Consider the following 19,818-nt stretch of genomic DNA (forward strand, 5'->3'; position numbering starts at 1 on the left):
GGGGGATCCGGCGGCGAGGATCGGGGCATGTACCCGCCCCCGCCCGAGCTCGCCGCGCACGCCAACGTCACCGCTGCGGCCTACGACGAGGCCGCCGCCGACCCGGAGGCGTTCTGGTGCGCGCAGGCCCGGCGCCTGGAGTGGGACCGCGCCCCCGCGCAGGGCTACGACGGCAGCCGCTGGCCCGAGGTCACCTGGTTCGCCGACGGCACGCTGAACGTCGCGCGCAACTGCGTCGACCGGCACGTCGAGGCCGGTGCCGGGGAGAAGGTCGCCCTGCACTGGGAGGGCGAGCCGGGGGACCGGCGCACCGTCACCTACGCCGACCTGCAGCGCGAGGTCGCCCGCTGCGCGCATGCGCTCACCGCGCTCGGGGTGGGGCGCGGCGACGTCGTCGTCGTGTACCTGCCGGTGCTGGTCGAGACCGTCGTCGTGATGCTCGCCTGCGCCCGGATCGGGGCGGTCCACTCGCTGGTCTTCGGCGGGTTCTCCGCCTCGGCACTGCGGTTCCGGCTCACCGACGGGTCGGCGAAGCTGCTCGTCACCACCGACGGCCAGTACCGGCGCGGGAAGGCCGTCCCGGTCAAGGTCAACGCCGACGAGGCCGCGTCCGGGGTGGACTCGCTGGAGCACGTGCTGGTCATCCGGCGGACCGGCTCGGAGGTCGACTGGACCCCCGGCCGCGACGTGTGGTGGCACGACGTCGTCGACACCGCACCCGAGGTCCACGAGGCGCAGGCGCACCCCGCCGAGAGCCCGCTCATGCTCGTCTACACCTCCGGCACCACCGGGACCCCCAAGGGTCTGCTGCACACCATGGGCGGCTACCTCACCCAGGCGTCGTGGACGGCGTGGGCCTGTTTCGACCACAAGCCCGACGACGTCTACTGGTGCACCGCCGACCTCGCCTGGGTCACCGCGCACACCTACGAGGTCTACGGCCCGCTGTCCAACGGCGTCACGCAGGTGATCTACGAGGGCACCCCGGACACCCCCGAGCCCGGCCGGCACTTCGAGATCATCGCGCGGTACGGCGTCACCGTGTACTACACCGCGCCCACCCTGGTCCGGACGTACATGAAGTGGGGCCCGCAGGTGCCCGCGGCACACGACCTGTCGTCGCTGCGGCTGCTCGGCACGGTCGGCGAGGCGATCAACCCCGAGGCGTGGCGCTGGTTCCACACCGAGATCGGCGGCGGCCGCTGCCCGATCGTCGACACCTGGTGGCAGTCCGAGACCGGCGCGGCGATCTGCGCGCCGCTGCCCGGGGTGACGTCGCTGGTCCCGGGCTCGGCGACCCGGCCGCTACCGGGGCTCTCGGTGCGGGTGGTCGACCGCGACGGGCGGACCTGCGACCCCGGCGAGGGCGGCATCCTGGTGATCGACCGGCCGTGGCCGTCGATGGCACGGACCGTGTGGGGCGACCCGGAGCGGTTCCGCGCGTCGTACTTCGCCGACTACGCCGAGCAGGGCTGGTACAAGGCGGGCGACGGCGCCGTCGTCGACGAGCACGGGTACGTGACGCTGCAGGGCCGGATCGACGACGTCATGAACGTGTCCGGGCACCGGCTCGGCTCGATCGAGCTGGAGTCGGCGCTGGTGTCGCACCCGCGGGTCGCCGAGGCGGGCGTGGTCGGGGCACCGGACGCGACGACCGGGCAGGCCGTCGTCGCGTTCGTGACGGTCACCGACGGCCCGACCGAGGGCCTCGCCGACCAGCTGCGGGCACACGTGGCGCGCGAGATGGGGCCGGTCGCCCGGCCCCGTGAGGTCGTGCTCGTCGCGGAGCTGCCGAAGACCCGCTCGGGCAAGATCATGCGACGGCTGCTGCTCGACGTGACCGCCGGGCGGGAGCCCGGCGACACGACGTCGCTGGTGGACCCGGCCGCCTTCGCGGAGCTGGCGGCCGGGTACCGGCAGGGCTGAGCTCAGGCGATGCGGCGCAGCTTCTGGATCACGAGCTCGCCGTCGAGCAGGTCGCCCATGATCCCGACGAAGTGCACCAGGTGCGGGGTCTGCAGGTGCGCGTCGAGCTTCGCCTCGGACTCCCAGTTCTCGTAGAAGAAGAACACCGCGGGGTCGTCCCAGCCCTGGTGGAGGTCGTAGTTGACGTAGCCGTCCTCCTTCGACGTCGGCTCGATCAGCTTCTCGAGCTCCGCCTTCAGCTCCTCCTCCTTGCCCGGCTTCGCCCGCATCCGGGCGATCACGGTGAGCAGGTCGCGGTTGTCGTCGGTGGGAGTGGGCATCGTTGCCTCCGGCTCGATTGGTTGTGCACAACGAGTATGGCGCATCTCGCCCGGTGGAGTCTGCCCGCAGTCGCTACCGTCGGCAGAATGATCGGTGCGGCGGACACCCGGGAGACGGCGGACGCGATGGCCGGGGCCGCGTCGGCCTGGCTGGACACCCTCGACCCGGCGCAGCGGGAGGTCGCCGTCGGGCACGCCCCGACCGGTGACGGCGACGCCGACGCCGAGCGCCGCCGCTGGTTCTACACCCCCACCGACCACGGTGGGCTCACCTTCCACGACCAGCTCCCGCCGCAGCAGCGCGCGGCCATGAAGCTGGTCGCGTCCGGGCTGTCGCGGGCCGCCTACGTCACCGTCGCGACCGTGATGGGGCTGGAGAACGTCCTCGACCACACCGAGGGCTTCGTGACGCTGTTCGACCGGACCCGCGGCCGGGACCCGCAGATGTACCACCTGCGCGTCTTCGGTGAGCCGGGGAACACCGGCACCTGGGGCTGGCGCTTCGGCGGGCACCACGTGTCGGTCAACATCCTCGTCGTCGACGGCGTCGTGGTCGCCTCGACCCCGTGCTTCCTGGGCGCCGACCCTGCCACCTCCGAGCTGCTCGGCGACGCCGTGCTCCGCCCGCTCGGCCGGGTCGAGGACCTCGCCCGCGACCTCGTCCGCTCGCTGCCCACCGAGCTGCGCGACCGCGCGGTGCTGCTGGACAAGGCCCCGCCGGACCTCGTCGCCGCGAACCGCACCGAGCCGCAGGAGGGCGACAACTGGATCCCGCTGGCCGGGATCTGGCGCACCGAGTCCTTCGCCGACCCCGAGCAGCAGTGCAAGCTCGACGACATGAGCGAGGCCATCGAGGAGCGGGCCGCGTTCACCGACGCGCAGAAGGAGACCGTCGCGCTGTCGCGCACCCCGGCCGGCGTGCCGGCGTCCGACCTGGACGCCGGGGGCCGCGAGATGCTGCGCGCGTTGCTGGGCACCTACCTGAAGCGGGTCGCCGAGCCGCTGCAGCCGATCTCCCGCTACGACGACGACACCGAGCTCGACGCCGTGCACCTCGCCTGGGCGGGGCCGCTGGAGGACGGCGCCCCGAACTACTACCGGGTGCAGGGCCCGCGACTGCTCATCGAGTGGGACAACACCCAGCGCGACGCCAACCACGCCCACTCGGTGTGGCGCGACCCGTCGACGGACTTCGGCCTGGACGTGCTCGGCGCGCACCGGGCAGCCCACCACCTCGGCTGATCCGGCCGCCGCGTCACCGCAGGCCCGGCTCGAACGGGAGCCGCCACGGCTGCGGGGCGTCGAGCACCCGCAGCGCCACCGGATCGGAGCCGTCCGTGCCGACGTCGACCGCGACCACCCGGTCGTCGCCCGGCGAGGTGCGCCCGGGGGAGCGGAACGACACGTAGGCGCGGACCCGGTCGGTCGAGCCCGGCAGGTACTGGCGGAACGCGTGCAGCGCCGGGGTGTCGGCGGCCGGGACGCCCGTCGCCCGGAGATGCGCGGCGGCCGCCCGTTCGGCGGCCGCCCGGTAGCCGGTCTCCCCGGCCGGGCCGAAGCCGAGCGTCGCGCCCTCGTGCACGCCGTGCCGGGTCGCGCGCACCGTCGTGCGGTGCCGTACCCGCGCGGACGCCGCCTCCGCCGCCTCGCGCAGGACCAGTGCCCGCGGCCGGTCGGGACCGGGCGGCCCGGGCCGGACGGCGTCGGCCGGGTCGAGCACCCGCACCGACAACGTGACCGGCCCGTCCGGGTCGATCCCCGCCAGGCCGGTGCGCGCCCGGGCGGCCTCGACCGCGCACCGGTCCAGCAGGGCGAGCAGTGCCGCGCCACCGTCGGTGGCCGTCGACGGTCCGGCGACGACGGTCAGCTCGGCGACCAGCCCGGCCGCGTCGTCGATGCCCGGTCCCGTCCCGCCGGGGCGGTCGATCCGCCGCAGCTCGCGGATCCCCGCCACGTCGACGCCGCACCCGTCGAGCGCCGTGGTCAGGCTGCGCAGCTCCGCCGCCTCGGCCCGGGCCCGCGCCACCGCGGGCCCGACGGAGAGCGCGCACCGCGACCCGGGTGGACAGGCGCCACCGGGGCCGGTCGCGAAGGACGCGACCGCGTCGGGATCGCCGACGACCGCGGCCGTGACCTCGTACCCACCGGCGGCACCGAGCCCCCGTACCGACAGCACGCGCAGCGCTCCCGGTGCCTCGCGCTCTGCCGCCTGCCGGGCGAGCTCGCGCACGCGGTCGTGGCGGGCCGGGCCGTACCACCACGCGAGGCCCACCGCCCCGACCAGCAACGCCGCCACCACCACGACCACGAGCACCGTCCTCGACACGGGGGGATCGTGCCCCGGCGACCGGGGCGCCGGCACCGTCGAACTACGTGTCCGGTCAGTCCCGGTAGGCGGGCGCCCGGCTCGGGCCCTCGCGGTGGTCGCGCTCCAGCAGCGGCCGCCAGCGCGGCGCGACCAGGGTGGACAGCACCACCACGCTGGTGGAGCGGGCCACCAGCGGTGAGCGGCCGAGCGCGAGCAGGGTGTCCTGCAGGTCCTCGTGCGACGACGCCGCCAGCCGGCACATCACGTCCGACGAGCCGGTCGTCGCGTACGCCTCGGTGACCGCGGGCAGCGCGGCGAGCTCGGCGGCGACGTCGCCCAGCTCGCCCTGCGCGATCTCCAGCGTCACGAACGCCTGCACGCCGTACCCGGCCGCCGGGAGGTCGACGTCCGGGCCGTACCCGGTGACGACCCCGGCACGCTCCAGCCGGTCCAGTCGCGCCTGCACCGTCCCGCGGGCGACCCGCAGGGTGCGCGAGAGCTCCAGCACCCCGGCCCGCGGCCGGTCGCGCAGCGCGGCGAGCAGGTCGACGTCGAGGGCGTCCAGGGACAGCACCCGGCGAGCCTAGCCGCGGCTCAGCCGGCCGGGACGGGCTCGCGACGGGCGAAGTCCGGGGCCCGCTCCGGCCGGAAGCCCACGCCCACCAGGTAGGCGGGCACGATCTGGGCGGCCGGGACCGCGCGCATCAGCCGCAGCAGCGGAGCCGGGGGGCCGTCGAGCCGTCCCGCCAGCGCCGGGCCGGCGATGTTCCGGTGCATGATCCGCTGCAGGCCCTGGACCAGCACCGTCGGGAGCAGTCTGCGGTTGCGGACCCGGCCGAGGTCCCGCTCGGTGAGGGTGCCCCGCTGCAGCGGGGCGGCGAGCAGGGTCGCGGCGGCGACTGCGTCCTGGATCGCGAGGTTGATCCCGACGCCGCCGATGGGGGACATCGCGTGCGCGGCGTCGCCGATGCAGAGCAGGCCGTCGACGTGCCAGCGGCGCAGCCGGTTGAGCTTCACGTCGAGGTGCTTCACCTCGTCCATCGACGCGATCTCGTCGACCCGGTCGGCGTACTCCGGCATCAGGTCGGCGATGTCGGCGCGGAACGCCTCGACGCCCGCGGCGCGCAGCCGCGCGTCGGCGCCCTTGGGGGCGAGGTAGCCGATCTGGTAGTAGCCCTCGCGCGGGATCACCACCGCGAAGCGTCCCTTCCCGATCCGCGGGCGCAGGGTGGCCCGCTGCTCCTCGGGGCGCCGCGGCAGCCGGAACCACCAGGTGTCGAACGGGACGTCGTACTCGGTCACGGGCAGGCCGGACCCGGCCCGCAGGACCGAGTGCCTGCCGTCGCAGGCGACGGTGAGGTCGGCCCGGATCTCGCCGGTGGTCTCCTCGCCGGGCGCGGTCGTCGTCGCGTACCGGACGCCGACGACCCGACCGTTCTCCCGGACCGGCGACGTGGCCCGGGTGTCGAGCCGCAGGTGGAAGGCGGGCTCGTCGGCGGCGACCTCGGCCAGCAGGTTCAGCAGGTCCCACTGCGGGACGAGTGCGACGTAGGGATGACGCACCCCGACCCGGCGCAGCAGGGACATGTTCCCGATCCGCTGCGCACCGCCCCGCTCGTCGGGGATCACGACCTCGTCGACCCGGCTCTGCGGCAGCGCGGCGAACCGCTCGCCGAGCCCCAGGTCGTCGAGCAGGTCCAGGGTGGTGGGGTGCACGGTGTCCCCGCGGAAGTCCCGCAGGAAGTCGCCGTGCTTCTCCAGCACGGTCACCTCGACCCCGGCCCGGGCCAGCAGCAGCCCCAGCATCATCCCGGCCGGGCCGCCACCGACCACGCAGCACGTCGTCCGCTCCGACATCACACCCACCTCATTTCAACTGATGTTGAATTACGACGAGTATGCGCCGCCGGGGACCGTCACGCAATCGGTGTGACCGGGTGTACCCGGCCGCCGGAGCGGACCCGCGCCGACTCCGGGGCCGGCAGCCGGTGGGAGGCGACATCGGCGTCGCGATCCGACACCGGTAGCACGACGACCTCGAGCGTCCGGTCGTGGTGGGTTCTCTCAGGAGTGCGCCGCAGCGCGGAAGGAGTGCAGGAGTGCGGGCCCGTCGGGTCCGTCCCACGCGACCTGGGTCAGCAGCAGCGAGATCACCCCGGTCGACGGGTCGGAGCGCCACCCGGTGCCCAGGCCGCCGTCCCAGCCGTAGCGGCCGCCGTCCTCGACGCCCAGGCCCAGGCCCCAGCCGCAGCCGTCGTCGAGGAACGGGGCGGCGCCGGCCCGCTGCGCGGCGCTCAGCCGGTCGGTGGTCAGCTCGGCGACGGCGCCGGGGGACAGGACCGGGCTGCCGCCCCCGCGCAGGGCCCGGGAGAACGCGAGCAGGTCGTCCAGGGTGGAGACCAGTCCGCCGCCCCCGGACGGGAACACCGGCGGGGCCGCCCACGCGCCGTCGACCGGGTCGGTCACCGTGAAGCCGCCGGGTGCGGCGGTCAGCAGCGGGACGAACCGGTCCCGGTCGGCGACGGGTACCGAGAAGCCGGTGTCGCGCATGCCGAGCGGGGTGAACACGCGCTCGGCCAGCACGGTCTGCAGGTCGGTCCCGCAGCGGCGGGCGAGCAGGACGCCGAGCAGGTCGCCGCTGGTCTGGTAGAGCCAGCGCGATCCCGGTTGCGCGACGAGCGGCACCGCGGCGAGCCGTGCGGTCCAGGTGTCGGGGTCGGGCAGCGGGTAGCTGCCGGGCGGCCCGTCGCTGCCGAGCCCGGCGGTGGCGCGCTGCACGGGCAGATCGGCGCCGGGCCGGGGGAGCATCCCGGTCCCGCAGCGGTAGGTCAGCAGGTCGTGGAGGGTGATCGGCCGGCGCGCGGGGACGGTGTCGTCGAGCTCGGCCGCCTCGTGGCGCAGCACCCGCGGCGCGGCCAGCTCCGGGAGCCACGCCGCGACCGGCCCGTCGAGGTCCAGCATCCCGTCCTCGACGAGTGCGAGCGCCGCGACCGCGACGACCGGCTTGGTGATCGAGGCGATCCGCACGACCGTGTCGCGGCGCAGCGGGTGTCCGGCGCCGTCGTCGCCGAGGACGTGCACCGTGGTGCCGTGCCGGGGGTCGTCGACGGCGGCGACCACCCCCGGGACGCGCCCGGCGTCGACGGCGTCGTGCAGGAGCGCGGCAGTGCGGTCCAGGGGGACGGGCACGGGGGCCTCCCGGGGTCGGTGGGTCTCACCCGTTCCGACCGCAGCGGCCCCGCGAACTCATCGCTTGATGCCGACCCCGCCGACGATGCAGCGCTGCACCGGGTCCTCGGTGCGCAGCTGCGGGCCGTCGGGCCACCACCGGTAGCAGGGGACGATGCCCGGGTCGACCAGCTCGAGCCCGGGGAACAGGCCGCTGATCTCGGCGTGCGTGCGGAACCGGCCGCTGCCCATCGGGCTGTGGACGAAGACCTGCTCCATCCGCCGGGCCAGCTCGCTGTCGGCGTTCTCCGGGTCGAAGAAGTGCGCGATCGCGACGACGCTGCCGGGGGCGAGCCGCTCGATGTAGCGCGCCATGATCGCCTGCGGGTCCACGGCGTCGTCGAAGTGGTGGATGGTGCCGATCTGGAACAGCGCGAGCGGCTGGTCCAGGTCGAGGAAGCCCTGGACCGTCGGGTCGGCCAGCACCGTCTCCGGCTCGCGGATGTCCGCGGCGGAGAAGCGGGTGAACTCGTTGTCCTCCAGCAGCGCCTGGCCGTGCGCGATGACGGTCGGGTCGTTGTCGACGTAGGCGACCCGGGCCTCGGGCTGCAGCCGCTGCACCACCTGGTGGGTGTTCTCCGCGGTCGGCAGGCCGGAGCCGCAGTCCAGGTACTGGGTGATGGAGGTCTGGGTGGCGACGAAGCGCGCCGCCCGGATCAGGAACGCCCGGTTGTCGATCGCGAGCATGTTGACCTCGGGGGCCACCTGCCGGACCCGTTCGATGGTCTCCCGGTCGACGTCGTAGTTGTCCTTCCCGCCGAGCGCGTAGTCGTAGACCCGGGCGATGCTGGCCTTGGTCGTGTCGATGTACGCGGGAGCGCGACCCTCGGTCGGCTGGGCCATCGGCGGAGTCCTCACTGCGTCGTCGGCGCCGTCGCGCCGGGTCGTCGGTCGGTGCCCGGACGGCGCCCCGTCGTGGTGCCGATCACCGGTGCGGCCACCGTAGCGGACCGGCCCGACGGGCACGCACCGTCACCGTCCGGAAGTGCCCCGTGATCGAGACCGCTGACGACCTGCAGAACCGTTGTGTAGGCTGGGTCACCCGATCGGCAGTCCCCGCAACCCGCAGGAGCCCGTCCCGGTGGTCCCCAGCCCGAACAGCCCCACCCCGCCCGGTGCCGACCGCGGCCCGACCGCGCGGCGCATCGTTCTCGGTTCCCACCTGCGCCGGCTGCGGGAGCGCGCGGGCATCTCCCGGGCCGATGCGGCGTACGCGATCCGCGGCTCGGACTCGAAGATGAGCAGGCTGGAGTCCGGCAAGGTCGGGTTCAAACAGCGCGACGTGGCCGACCTGCTGACGATGTACGGCGTCGCCGAGGGCCCCGAGCGCGAGCAGGTCCTGTCGATGGCCGAGGAGAGCAACTCCAGCGGCTGGTGGGCCCGGTACAACGATGTCGTCCCCGGCTGGTTCGAGGACTTCGTGGGTCTGGAGGCCTCGGCGTCGCGGATCTCGTCCTACGAGCTGCTGTTCGTCCCCGGCCTGCTGCAGACCGAGGACTACGCCCGCGCGGTCGTCAGCGGCGGCCACACCGATCTGCCGCCCGCCGAGCGGGCCGACGTCGAGAAGCGCCTGGAGGTGCGGCTGCGGCGCCAGCGCGTGCTGCACCGCAAGGACGCCCCGACCTTCTGGACCGTGCTCGACGAGGCCGTGCTGCACCGCCCGGTCGGCGGGGAGGCGGTCTTCCGCGCCCAGCTCGACCACCTGGTGGAGCTGTCGTCGCTGCCGAACGTCATCGTCCAGCTGCTGCCCTGGGACCTGTCCGGCTACGGGGCCGAGCACGCCTTCACCATGCTGCGCTTCGCCGAGCCCGAGCTGCCCGACCTGGTCTACCTCGAGGAGATGACCGGGTCCTCCTATCTGGACAAGCGGGCCGACGTCGAGCGCTACGGCCGGTCGATGGACCGGCTCACCGTCGACGCGCTCAGCCCGGAGCAGACCAAACAGGCCCTGAGCAAGCTGCGCGCCGAGCGCTGACCTGCACCGACGTCGCTCCCGGGCGACGAACGGCACCGGTGTCCCCGGCAGTGGGGGACACCGTCCGATGCCGACCGCCCACGGCCGGTGCGGCGCACTCGGGCGCGGCCGGGCGACCGCCGGGCGCGTCCGTCCTGTTTTGCACGACCGAACCGTTTGCCCCCTGCTAGCGTCGTCGCAACGGAGAATGCACGTGCAGATGAGGTGAGCATTCGCATGGAACAGATGCACCTGAGCGGCCCCGCGGCGATCGATTCGCTGGCGTGGCGCAAGAGCGTGCGCAGCGGCTACCAGGGCAACTGCGTCGAGCTCGCCGTCGTGGCCGGGGGGACCGTGGCCGTCCGCAACTCGCGGGACCCGCACGGCACCGTGCTCGCCTTCCCGGCGACCGAGATGGCCGCCTTCCTGGCCTCGATCAGGAACGGCGAGCTGGACGACCTGGCTTGAGCCGTCCCCGCTGACCTCCCGCGGGCGGCCGGCCCGACCCCGGCCGCCCGCGGTGAGCCGAAATTGATCTTCTCGGTGTAGGAAGGAACGGTGAGCCGTTCCGAGCAGGCCCCGTCCTACCGCGGCGCGAGCGCCCATTACCTGTCCCCGTCGCGACGGGACCCCGTCAAGGTCGGCTCCGAGGAGCCGGTCACCCGGCGGGTCATCGCGGGTGCGCTGGCCGCGCTGCACCTGCGGCCCGGATCCCCGGTCGCCGTGCTCGACGTCGGGTCCGGCACCGCCGACGGGTTCGCCCTCCTCACCCGCCCGGCACCGGACGCCGCGCCGATCGTCGCGGAGGACCGGCTGCGCTACGTCGGGCTCGACGTCGATCCGGAGATGGTCGCCACCGCGCGGGACACCGTCGGTTCGCCGTCGGCGACGTTCGTGCTCGGCGACGTGCGCGACGCGCTGCCCGACGGCGCATTCGACCTCTACCTGTCCTGCGGGGTGCCGTACTCCCACCTCACCCGCGACGAGCTCGTCGCCGCACTGGGATCGGTGCTGACGGCCGTCGCGTCCCGGGGGCGGCGCGCCGCGGTCGTCGTCGACGTCCTCGGCCGGTACTCGGTGGAGTGGCAGCCTCGCTGGGGCACCGAGCGCTGGGACTACGCGATGAGCTTCTTCGCCGGCGGCGGGGCCATCTCCGAGCCGATGACCTTCTACGGCCGCGCCGAACTCGACGCCACCGTCGACGCCGCGCTGGCCGGCAGCGGTGTGCGGCTGGTGTCGCGCACCGCTGTCGACCGGTCGGTCCTGGTCGGACGGCACACCGCCACCGGCACCTTCCACCCGGCGGTGCCGCGCTTCCGGACCCTGGTGAACGACCTGGTCCGCGACCCGTCCCGGGTCGACCCCGACGACCTCCGGTTCAGCCCCGCGACCGGAGGCGCACCGGAGGAGGTGCTGTCCTGGCTGCGCGGGTTCGCCGGCCGCTGGAACGCCGCCCTGGAGCCGTACCGGGGGGCGGGACCGCTCGCCGACGCCGACGCCGACCGGCTCGCCGCGACCCTGCTCGGACTCGAACGGGCCGCGGGCCCCGGCCTGGGCCTCGGCCACTCGCTGACCATGACGCTGGTGGCCGAGCCCGCCTGAGCGCCGCCCCCGCGGATCAGTGGTGCTTGTCGGTCAACGGCGGGAAGCGGTTCGGGCCCTCGTCCTGCTCGAACATCTCCGCGGCGGGTCCGACGATGAGCCGGTCCGGCGGGGACGCCACCCCGGTGTCCTTGCCGGGGTAGTCGAACAGGCCCAGGACGTGGCGCATCGCCTCGAGCCGTGCGCGCTTCTTGTCGTTGCTCTTGATCACCGTCCAGGGAGCGTCCTTGGTGTCGGTGTAGAAGAACATCGCCTCCTTGGCCTCGGTGTAGGCCTCCCACTTGTCCAGTGAGGCGAGGTCCATCGGGGACAGCTTCCACTTACGCACCGGGTCGACCTGACGGATCAGGAAGCGGGTGCGCTGCTCGTCGCGTGACACCGAGAACCACAGCTTCACCAGGTGGACCCCGGACCGGACGAGCATCCGCTCCAGCTCCGGGGTGGCCCGCAGGAACTCCATGTAGGAGCGGGGGTCGGTGAAGCCCATGACCCGCTCGACGCCGGCCCGGTTGTACCAGGACCGGTCGAACAGCACGATCTCCCCGGCCGAGGGCAGATGTTGCACGTAGCGCTGGAAGTACCACTGGCCGGCCTCGCGCTCGGTCGGCTTCTCCAGCGCCACCACCCGGCAGCCGCGGGGGTTGAGGTGCTCGGTGAACCGCTTGATCGTCCCGCCCTTGCCCGCGGCGTCGCGGCCCTCGAACAGCACGACGATCCGGTTGCCGGTGTCCTTGACCCAGTTCTGCAGCTTCAGCAGCTCGATCTGCAGCAGCCGCTTCTGGCGCTCGTACTCCAGGCGGGACAGACGGTCGTCGTAGGGGTAGCCCTGGCGCCAGGTGTCGACCGGGCTGCCCTCGGGGCCGACGAGGGTCGGGTCGTCGTCGTCGGAGTCGTCGACCCGGAAGTGCCCGGGGGCGGCCGCGGCGGGGTGCGGGATCAGGGGGTCGGGGGCGTCGGCCTGAGGCTCGACCGGGGTCTCGTCCACGGGTGGCAACGCTGCGCGCCGGTCATGGCCGCGGGGCCACGCCCGGGTGACGGCCGGGTGATCAGCGGGCAGCGGGACGGGGCCGGTCGTGCCAGTAGCCCTGCGCGTGGACCCGGTCCGGGGCGACGCCCGCCTCGTGCAGCAGCGTCCGCACCCGCGCCACCCGCGTGCTCTCGGTGGCGTTCCAGGCGTAGAAGTGCCCGCCGAGGCGGGCGGCCGCGGCACCGTGGGCGTCGGCCCAGTCGGCGACGGCGTCGAGCAGCGGGCGCCCGGGCCGCCGGCAGACCTCCACCGTCACCCCCGGATGGGCGTCGGTGAGCCCGACGGCGTCGGCCGGGTCGCCGACCTCGACCAGCACCCGGCCCCGGTGGTGCGGCGGGAGCACGGCGAGGATGCCGCGTACGGCGGGCAGCGCGGTCTCGTCCCCGGTGATCAGCACCTCGGTGGCGGGGCCCGGGTCCCACTGCACGCCGTGACCGGGGTTGCCGCGCCGCACGTCCGGCCCGGAGAGCAGGACGGGGTCGCCGGGGAGGGCGACCGCGGCCCACGCGCTCGCCGGGCCCGGCCGGGAGTGGCGGAACACATCGAGGTCGACCTCACCGCGCCCCGGCCGGACCGCGGCCGGGGTGTAGCTGCGCAGCACCGGCCGCGTGCCGGCGGGCAGCTGCCGCAGCCGGGCCCGCCACTCGCGTTCCGGCAGGCCGGAGGTGAGCGAGGCGGGGTAGCCGTCGTCCGGCGGGACCAGCAGCTTGACCCGCTGGTCCCGGCCGTGCGGGGCGAACCGCGACAGCTCCGGACCGCCCAGCACGATCCGCCGGAACCCGGGGGAGGGCACGCCGACGGCGAGCACCCGGGCGGCGAACAGGACGTTCGGCGACCCCGACAGGGGGCTCACCGGTCCAGCGTCCGCTCGATGTCGTCGAGCACCCTCTGCCCGCCGAGCGGCCCGACGCCGGTGATCCAGACCGACTGGTCGACCGGGTGCAGCCGCGGGAAGACCTGCGTGCGCACCGCCTGGACGGCCGGCGGCACCGCCGACGGCGACGCCGGGTCGGTCGCGGTCAGGAACACCTCGTCGGCGCGGGCCTGCTGGACCAGCTCGGGGGACAGGTCCACCGAGATCGAGTTCTCCCAGTCCCGGGGCGGGATGGTGAACCCGGCGCACTCCAGGGTGCTGCCCGCGAACGACGTCGGCCCGTACAGGGTGAGCAGACCGTCGCGGGGGCGGATCATCTGCGCGGTCCGCCCGGCCGTGTCGTGGGTGCGCGCCACCTCGGCGCAGCGGTCCCGGTAGCGGATGAGCAGCTGCTCGGTGTCGGCCTCGCGGCCGAGCGCCCGGCCGACGAAGCGGACGTTGTCCTGCCACGGATCGGCCTGCGAGGCCATGAAGGCCGTCGGCGCGATCGCGGTCAGCCGGTCGTACAGCGCGGCGTGCCGGGACTCGGTGCCCAGGATCAGGTCGGGCCGCTGGGCCGCGATCCGCTCCAGGTCGGGCTCGGCGACGGTCCCGACGACCGCCACCTGCGCGCCGGCGTCGCCGAGGTAGGCGGGCACCCCGGTGCCCTCGGACAGGACCCCGGCCCCGACCGGCGGGGCGTCGAGGGCGACGGTGGTGTCGAGCTGCACCGGCTCCAGCACGACGACCCGCCGCGGCGCGGCCGGGACCGTGACCTCGCCGCGTGCGGTGGCGACCGTGCGGGTCTCCCCGCCGTCGGTGGGGCCCGAGCCGGGCGCGGAGCACGCGGCGAGGAACAGGGTGAGCAGGGCGGCGATGGCCACCGCGGCCCGGGGCGGCGTCACGGACGATCTCCTTCGGTCAGGTGAGGCGACCCTAACCCGGGACCGGTTCGGGATGGAGTGTCCGGTTCGACGGGAAACCGGTCGCCCGCGACCGCGCCACCGGGGCGCCCTGTGGCGCGATGATCGAGCAGTTCGTCCGCGAGGGCTGGAGCCCGCGAGCGAGCCGGCGTCCGACCTGGTGGCCGGGACCGCGCCCGCCGAGCGCGTGGTGCGCGAGGCGCTGGGGTGAGGGGGTCAGAGCTGCACCCCGCGGGTCAGTGCCCCGTCGACCACCAGGTTGGTGCCGCTGATCCGGCTTGCCCGCGGGCTGACCAGCGAGACCACCGCGTAGGCGGTCTCCTCCGGGGTGCCCATCCGGCCGGTCGGGTTGAGCCCCATCGCGTGCGCGTACAGCGCGGGGTCGTGCTGCTCGACGTTCGCCCACACCCCGCCGGGGAAGTAGACGTTGCCGGGGGAGACCGCGTTGGCCCGGATGCCCTTCGGTGCCAGGTCGAACGCCAGGCCGGAGACGTAGTGCACGAGCGCGGCCTTCATGACGCCGTAGGAGCCGTCGGCGAAGTCGATCTCGCGGCCGGACACGCTGGACACCGCGGTGACCGAGGCGGCGTCGCTGCGCTCCAGGTGCGGCAGCGCGGCCTCCACCAGGCGCACCGTGTGCAGCAGGTCGACCTCGAAGCTCGAGCGCCAGTTCTGCTCGCCCGGGCCGATCGCCAGCGCGCTCACGTTCGCGACGACCGCGTCCACCGCCCCGAACCGCTCGGCGCTGTCGGCGACCCAGCGGCCGAGGGCCTCGCCGTCGGCGACGTCGACCGCGGTCCCGGCCACCTCGCCGGCACCCGCGGCGCGCAGTTCCTGCTCGGCCGCGGCGACCCCGTCGGCGTCGCGGGCGCAGAACGCGACCCGCGCGCCCTCCGCCGCCAGCCCGGCGACGACCGCCCGCCCGATCCCGCGCGACCCTCCGGTCACGAGCACGACACGACCGTTCAGCAACATGTCCATGGAAAGGCCTCTCTTACAGGGAGCGGGCCTGCTCGCGCAGGTGACGGTGGACGCCGCCGTAGGCCGCGGCGGCCGGGAGCAGCGCCTTCGCGATCTTGGTGACGGCGCTGTAGTTGGTGTCGACGACGTTGGCCAGCGGCGACTCCGCGGCCTGGGTGAGCAGCTGGTAGGCGTCAAGCCGGTCCAGCCCGTACAGCTCGCCCAGCCAGGCGATCATCCCGACCTGGCTGGCCCGCCACGCGTCCTCCAGCGGACGGGAGGACCCGACGACGGCGTAGTGGGTGTCGGTCTCGATCCGCGGCCACGCCGGGACCGGGGCGTTCTTGATCAGCTCGACGATCAGCACGACGTCCATCGCGCCCTCGACGGCCGTGCCGCAGCTCTCGCCCTCGCCCTGGCGGTAGTGGCCGTCGCCGACCGAGAACAGCGCACCGGGAACGTTGACCTGCAGGTAGCAGGTCGCCCCGGCGCGCATCTCCGGGGTGTCCATGTTCCCGCCGAACACGTCGGGCACCAGCGAGCTGCGCACCTCCCGCCCGGGCGGGGCGACGCCGACGGTGCCGAGCATCGGGTTGCACGGCAGCTCCAGGCGCAGGTCCGCGCTCGTCGCCTCGAACAGCACCGTCCCCGCGGCCCGGTCGAGCTGGTAGATCCAGGTCCGCTCGGGGAGCGGCTCGTGCAGCAGCGCGGTGCGGTCGGTCGTCGACAGCGCCCCGAACAGCGGGATCAGGGTGGAGGCACCCCAGTCCCGGGCCGGGGTCAGCTCCACGAGGTGGACGGCCAGGGTGTCGCCCGGCTCGGCGCCCTCGACGTGGAACGGCCCGGTCTGCGGGTTCACCTCGCTCATGTCGAGCACCGCGCTCGGACGGTCCGAGGTGGACGTGAGCCGCCCGGAGAACGCGTCCTCGGTCCACAGCCGCAGGCAGGTCCCGGGCGCGACCCGGCGCACCGGGGGCACGCCACCGAAGGTCCAGGCGAACTCGTGCCGTTCCGGCCGGTATTCCACGACGTGCATGGATCGCATCCTGGCCCCCTCCGCGCGTCGCGGGCAACGGTTTCCCGCCGCACCGAGACCACCCGGTCGTCGAACTCCCCGGGTGGGCCGCCGAGCCGGTACGTTGCCGCGATGGCCCGGTACTTCGACGTGCACCCGCAGAACCCGCAGCCGCGCAGCATCGGACAGGTCGTGGACCTCGTGCGCTCCGGCGGCCTGATCGCCTACCCGACCGACTCGTGCTTCGCGCTGGGCTGCTCGCTGGGCAACCGCGACGGCCTGGAGCGGATCCGGCAGATCCGCAAGCTCGACGACCGGCACCACTTCACCCTCGTGTGCGCGGAGTTCGCGCAGCTCGGGCAGTTCGTGCAGATCTCCAACTCCGTGTTCCGCGCGGTGAAGGCGTCCACCCCGGGCAGCTACACCTTCATCCTCCCGGCCACCAAGGAGGTGCCCAAGCAGCTGCTGCACCCGAAGAAGAAGACCGTCGGCGTGCGCATCCCCGACCACGCCACCACCCAGGCGCTGCTCGCCGAGCTGGGGGAGCCGCTGCTGTCCTCGACACTGCTGCTGCCCGGCCACGACGAGCCGATGACGCAGGGCTGGGAGATCAAGGAGGAGCTGGAGAACCAGGTCGACGCGGTCATCGACTCCGGGGACTGCGGCACCGAGCCGACCACCGTCGTCGACCTGTCCGGCGACGAGCCGGAGATCGTGCGGCACGGCGCGGGGGACCCGTCGCGGTTCGAGTGAGGACCCCTCCGGCGCGGCCGCCCGGCCGCCCGTCGTGCCCGTCCGGGTGCCCCCGGTGACCCGCCTGCGGGGGTCGCGCCGCCCGCCCGTCCACGATCCACCGCCCACCGCATCAGAGCGAGCGCTGGGCGGACCGACGAGTAGGCTTCGCAACCGTCCCGCCCGCTACCCGAGCGGGTACTGACGTGGCGTCCGATCCCGGGCGCCGTCCGAACGGTTCGGAGGACGATCGCGTGGCGCGAGACGACCCGCCGCCCCACCCGTCCGGCCCGGCGGGTGCCTCGGCCGGGGACGCGGTGCTGGCCGCGATCGCGCACCGGTTGCGGGCCCGTTCGGAGCGCCAGCAGCTGCTGACCGAACGGCTGCGTGCCGGTGAGCTGCGCCCGGGTGCGCTGGCCGACCTCGCCGAGCTGGCCGCGGCCGCCCGTCGGGGGGCCCGCGACGGCGACCACATCCTCGTTCTCGCCGGTGCCCCCCGCGGGCCCCGGCTCGCGGCCCCGTCGACCCCGCTCGGTCAGGCGCTCAACACCGTCGTCTCCGCGAGTGAGGCGGCCTCGCGCACGATCGTCCCGCCGACCCCGAGCGTCTCGGTCGACGCCACCGCCGAGCCCGTCCTGGGCCAGATCCTGGCCGAGCTGCTCGCCCACGCCGCGAGCGCCACCCCGGCCGGGGAGCGCATCGAGCTGCTGACCCGCTGGGGTCCCGACGGCGGGATCGTCGTCGAGCTGCAGGGCACCCAGTCCCCGCGCCACCGCACCCCGGTCGAGGAGTTGGACCGCGCGCTGGGCTCGGCGACGCCCGGTGGCCCGGTCGCCCCGCAGGAGATCGGCCTGCACGTGGCCGCGCGGCTGGCCCGCGCCATCGGCGCCCGGCTCGGCGTCCGCGCCCCCGCCGGGAACTCCGCGATCGCCCCGATCGCCGTGCTCCACCTGCCGTCCTCGGTCCTCGGCGGTGGCCGCTCCGAGTCCGCCGCGCCCGCCGCGGAGCCGCAGCCGGCCGAGTCCGTCGAGCAGGCCGGGACCGGGACGACGGCGTCGCTGCGCCGCCCGGCACCCGATCCCGCCCCGGCCGCGGCGGCGGACGTGCCGTGGCCGCCCCGGGAGAACCCGGCGGCGGAGCCCGAGCGCAGCTGGCCGCCGGTCGCCCCCGAACGGGTCGAGCCCGCGGCCTCCGCCGGGCTGCCCCGCCGTGCCCCCCGCCCGGCCGGCGGGATCGCGGCCGCGGCCCCCTTCGCCGGCTCCGGTGCCCCGGCTGCCCGTCCGCAGGCTCCCGGCCCGGCCGGTCCCGGACCGAACGGGTCTGGGCCCGGTACGCCCGGCCCGGGCCCGCGCCCGCCGTACGGGCCGCCGTCACCGGCCACGGGCCCGGCGCGCAACGGCGCCCCGCCACCGCCGCCCGTGCCGGAGGACCCCCCGGCCACCGAGGCACTGCCCGTCACCGGCGCGGCGGGGGCGACCCCGCCGGTGGAGCTGTTCGGACCGTTCGACTCGGAGGTGCCGGTGCCCGTGGACGACGCGGACGACACGCCGATCTTCGCGGCGGTCGCCTCGGCCTGGTTCCGTGAGCCGGGATCGACCGAGACGACGGCGCTCCCGGTCACGCAGAACGACAACTGGCGCACCGCGGGCGACGCCGAGTTCGACGCCGCCCGGATCCGGGCCGACCGGGTCGTCGACCTGCCGACCACCGCGCAGGGCCTGCCGCAGCGGCTGCCCGGGCAGGCGATGGTGCCGCCGTCGTGGCGGGACACCCCGAACGGCCTCGCGCCGACCGGGTCGCGGGAGCGCCAGCCCGACCGGGTGCGCAACCGGCTGGCCAGCTACCAGCGGGGTCTGCGCGAGGGCCGCCACCGCGCCGCGGAGGACCACGGCCCGCACGGACCGGTCGGTGGTGCGCTGAACGGCGCCGTCAACGGCGCGGCGGTGCCCGGCGGGCACCGCAACGGCCACCACCTCGACGACGGCGACGACCGCAGCGTCGGCTGATCACCACTCGTGCGGCGTCCCGGCGGCCCAGCCGTCCGGGTCGTCCCACGCCTGCAGGGTGCGGCCGCTGACGAAGCGCCGCCGCGCCCCGGTCACCGGGTCGTCGAACTCCAGGGCACGCGAGAGCAGCTGCAGCGGGCGGGTGAAGTCCTCCGGTGCCCGCCGGTGCAGCTCGGGGTAGACGTCGTCGCCGAGGATCGGCACGCCCAGCCCGTTCAGGTGCACCCGCAGCTGGTGGGTCCGCCCGGTGCGCGGGGTCAGCCGGTACCGGGCCAGCTCGCCCCGCAGCCCGGCGAGCTCGACGCGGGTCTCGGCGTTCGGCTCCCCGTCCTCGGTGACGGCGGCGAACACCCCGGGGCGCTTCACGATCCGCGACACCTCGGTGCGGGGCAGCTCCAGGTCCGGGTCGAACCGGGCGAGCGCCTCGTAGGTCTTCGTGACCCGGCCGCGGGCGAACAAGGTCTGGTAGGCGCCGCGCAGCTCGGGGCGCACCACCAGCAGCAGGACCCCCGCGGTGGCGCGGTCGAGCCGGTGCGCCGGGCTGAGTGCGGGCAGCCCCAGCTCGTGGCGCAGCCGCACCAGCACGGTCTGACGGACGTGGCTGCCCCGCGGGATCGTCGCGAGCAGGTGCGGCTTGTCGACGACGACCACGTCGTCGTCGGCGTACAGCACCGGCAGCCCGAACGGCACCGGTACCTCGTCGGGCTCGTCGCGGTAGAGCCACAGCGTCGTCGACGGCGTGTACGGCGTGGCCGGGGTGACCGGGCCGGCCGCGGTCACGATCTCCCCGGCGGCCAGCCGTGCGTCGATCCGCTCCGCGACGTGCGGGAACCGGTCGACGAGGTGATCGCGCATCGTCGCCCACCCGCCGGTCGCCGGGGTGCGGACGCGGGCCGGCGCGAGGCCGTCGACCGTCGGGAGCGGGGACGCCTCCCGGGACGTGCGGCGCCGGCGGGATCTCACG

19 protein-coding genes are annotated in these 19,818 nt (G+C 75.0%); 7 read left to right on the forward strand and 12 right to left on the reverse strand.

Going from position 1 to position 19,818, the window contains the following annotated elements:
• Positions 1 to 27 precede the first annotated feature (27 nt).
• A complete protein-coding gene (acs, locus tag ATL51_RS01910) occupies positions 28 to 1,926 on the forward strand; it encodes an acetate--CoA ligase (RefSeq protein ID WP_073574480.1) in 1,899 nt (632 codons plus the stop codon).
• 2 nt (positions 1,927 to 1,928) lie between these two features.
• Here the strand turns inward: acs and ATL51_RS01915 are convergent, their stop codons facing one another.
• Complete coding sequence (locus ATL51_RS01915; RefSeq protein WP_073574481.1) at positions 1,929 to 2,246, reverse strand: putative quinol monooxygenase; 318 nt, start codon at positions 2,244 to 2,246, stop codon at positions 1,929 to 1,931.
• 87 nt (positions 2,247 to 2,333) lie between these two features.
• Here ATL51_RS01915 and ATL51_RS01920 point away from each other — a divergent pair, with 87 nt between their 5' ends.
• Positions 2,334 to 3,488, forward strand: a complete 1,155-nt coding sequence (locus ATL51_RS01920) for a DUF3500 domain-containing protein (RefSeq protein WP_100877455.1) — start codon at positions 2,334 to 2,336, stop codon at positions 3,486 to 3,488.
• A 13-nt stretch (positions 3,489 to 3,501) separates the two neighbouring features.
• On the opposite strand, the gene ATL51_RS01925 is transcribed toward ATL51_RS01920, so the two are convergent.
• The 5 genes from ATL51_RS01925 to ATL51_RS01945 all read right to left on the reverse strand — a co-directional run bounded on the left by ATL51_RS01925 (position 3,502) and on the right by ATL51_RS01945 (position 8,625).
• Positions 3,502 to 4,572, reverse strand: coding sequence for a hypothetical protein (locus ATL51_RS01925; RefSeq protein ID WP_157818194.1), 1,071 nt, complete (start codon positions 4,570 to 4,572; stop codon positions 3,502 to 3,504).
• A gap of 55 nt (positions 4,573 to 4,627) precedes the next feature.
• The gene (locus ATL51_RS01930; protein WP_174525508.1) at positions 4,628 to 5,128 is read right to left on the reverse strand and encodes an Lrp/AsnC family transcriptional regulator; all 501 of its coding nucleotides are present in this window, start codon (positions 5,126 to 5,128) and stop codon (positions 4,628 to 4,630) included.
• 20 nt (positions 5,129 to 5,148) lie between these two features.
• Positions 5,149 to 6,411 (reverse strand): FAD-dependent oxidoreductase, encoded by a 1,263-nt coding sequence (locus tag ATL51_RS01935; protein WP_100880412.1) that lies wholly within the window; start codon positions 6,409 to 6,411, stop codon positions 5,149 to 5,151.
• 207 nt (positions 6,412 to 6,618) lie between these two features.
• Positions 6,619 to 7,743 carry a serine hydrolase domain-containing protein gene (locus ATL51_RS01940; protein ID WP_100877457.1) on the reverse strand — a complete coding sequence of 375 codons (1,125 nt, stop codon included), beginning with the start codon at positions 7,741 to 7,743 and terminating at the stop codon, positions 6,619 to 6,621.
• Positions 7,744 to 7,800: 57 nt separating this feature from the next.
• Positions 7,801 to 8,625 carry an SAM-dependent methyltransferase gene (locus ATL51_RS01945; protein ID WP_073575238.1) on the reverse strand — a complete coding sequence of 275 codons (825 nt, stop codon included), beginning with the start codon at positions 8,623 to 8,625 and terminating at the stop codon, positions 7,801 to 7,803.
• 238 nt (positions 8,626 to 8,863) lie between these two features.
• Here ATL51_RS01945 and ATL51_RS01950 point away from each other — a divergent pair, with 238 nt between their 5' ends.
• From ATL51_RS01950 to ATL51_RS01960, 3 genes are all read left to right on the forward strand, one after another.
• The gene (locus tag ATL51_RS01950; RefSeq protein ID WP_073574488.1) at positions 8,864 to 9,757 is read left to right on the forward strand and encodes a helix-turn-helix domain-containing protein; all 894 of its coding nucleotides are present in this window, start codon (positions 8,864 to 8,866) and stop codon (positions 9,755 to 9,757) included.
• A gap of 216 nt (positions 9,758 to 9,973) precedes the next feature.
• Positions 9,974 to 10,204 carry a DUF397 domain-containing protein gene (locus tag ATL51_RS01955; protein ID WP_073574489.1) on the forward strand — a complete coding sequence of 77 codons (231 nt, stop codon included), beginning with the start codon at positions 9,974 to 9,976 and terminating at the stop codon, positions 10,202 to 10,204.
• A 90-nt stretch (positions 10,205 to 10,294) separates the two neighbouring features.
• Positions 10,295 to 11,338, forward strand: a complete 1,044-nt coding sequence (locus ATL51_RS01960) for a class I SAM-dependent methyltransferase (RefSeq protein WP_100877458.1) — start codon at positions 10,295 to 10,297, stop codon at positions 11,336 to 11,338.
• A gap of 16 nt (positions 11,339 to 11,354) precedes the next feature.
• Here ATL51_RS01960 and ppk2 read toward each other — a convergent pair whose 3' ends face one another.
• The 5 genes from ppk2 to ATL51_RS01985 all read right to left on the reverse strand — a co-directional run bounded on the left by ppk2 (position 11,355) and on the right by ATL51_RS01985 (position 16,137).
• Positions 11,355 to 12,323, reverse strand: a complete 969-nt coding sequence (ppk2, locus tag ATL51_RS01965; RefSeq protein WP_100877459.1) for a polyphosphate kinase 2 — start codon at positions 12,321 to 12,323, stop codon at positions 11,355 to 11,357.
• Between the two features lie 61 nt (positions 12,324 to 12,384).
• Entirely contained in the window at positions 12,385 to 13,218 is an 834-nt protein-coding gene (locus ATL51_RS01970) for a siderophore-interacting protein (RefSeq protein ID WP_100877460.1), read from the reverse strand.
• Entirely contained in the window at positions 13,215 to 14,123 is a 909-nt protein-coding gene (locus tag ATL51_RS01975) for an ABC transporter substrate-binding protein (protein WP_100877461.1), read from the reverse strand. Before ATL51_RS01975 ends, ATL51_RS01970 begins: the two co-directional genes overlap by 4 nt.
• 234 nt (positions 14,124 to 14,357) lie before the next feature.
• The gene (locus ATL51_RS01980; RefSeq protein WP_301548849.1) at positions 14,358 to 15,095 is read right to left on the reverse strand and encodes an SDR family NAD(P)-dependent oxidoreductase; all 738 of its coding nucleotides are present in this window, start codon (positions 15,093 to 15,095) and stop codon (positions 14,358 to 14,360) included.
• A 40-nt stretch (positions 15,096 to 15,135) separates the two neighbouring features.
• Positions 15,136 to 16,137, reverse strand: a complete 1,002-nt coding sequence (locus ATL51_RS01985; RefSeq protein WP_100877462.1) for an acetamidase/formamidase family protein — start codon at positions 16,135 to 16,137, stop codon at positions 15,136 to 15,138.
• Positions 16,138 to 16,248: 111 nt separating this feature from the next.
• On the opposite strand from ATL51_RS01985, the gene ATL51_RS01990 reads away from it, so the two are divergent.
• Positions 16,249 to 16,869 (forward strand): L-threonylcarbamoyladenylate synthase, encoded by a 621-nt coding sequence (locus ATL51_RS01990; protein ID WP_062395872.1) that lies wholly within the window; start codon positions 16,249 to 16,251, stop codon positions 16,867 to 16,869.
• Between the two features lie 233 nt (positions 16,870 to 17,102).
• On the forward strand, positions 17,103 to 18,854 hold the full coding sequence (locus ATL51_RS01995; protein ID WP_100877463.1) for a sensor histidine kinase: 1,752 nt from the start codon (positions 17,103 to 17,105) through the stop codon (positions 18,852 to 18,854).
• Here the strand turns inward: ATL51_RS01995 and ATL51_RS02000 are convergent, their stop codons facing one another.
• Entirely contained in the window at positions 18,855 to 19,817 is a 963-nt protein-coding gene (locus ATL51_RS02000; RefSeq protein ID WP_100877464.1) for a pseudouridine synthase, read from the reverse strand.
• Position 19,818 lies beyond the last annotated feature (1 nt).

Origin of the sequence: Pseudonocardia alni, from assembly GCF_002813375.1 — a bacterium.
GTDB lineage: Bacteria > Actinomycetota > Actinomycetes > Mycobacteriales > Pseudonocardiaceae > Pseudonocardia > Pseudonocardia alni.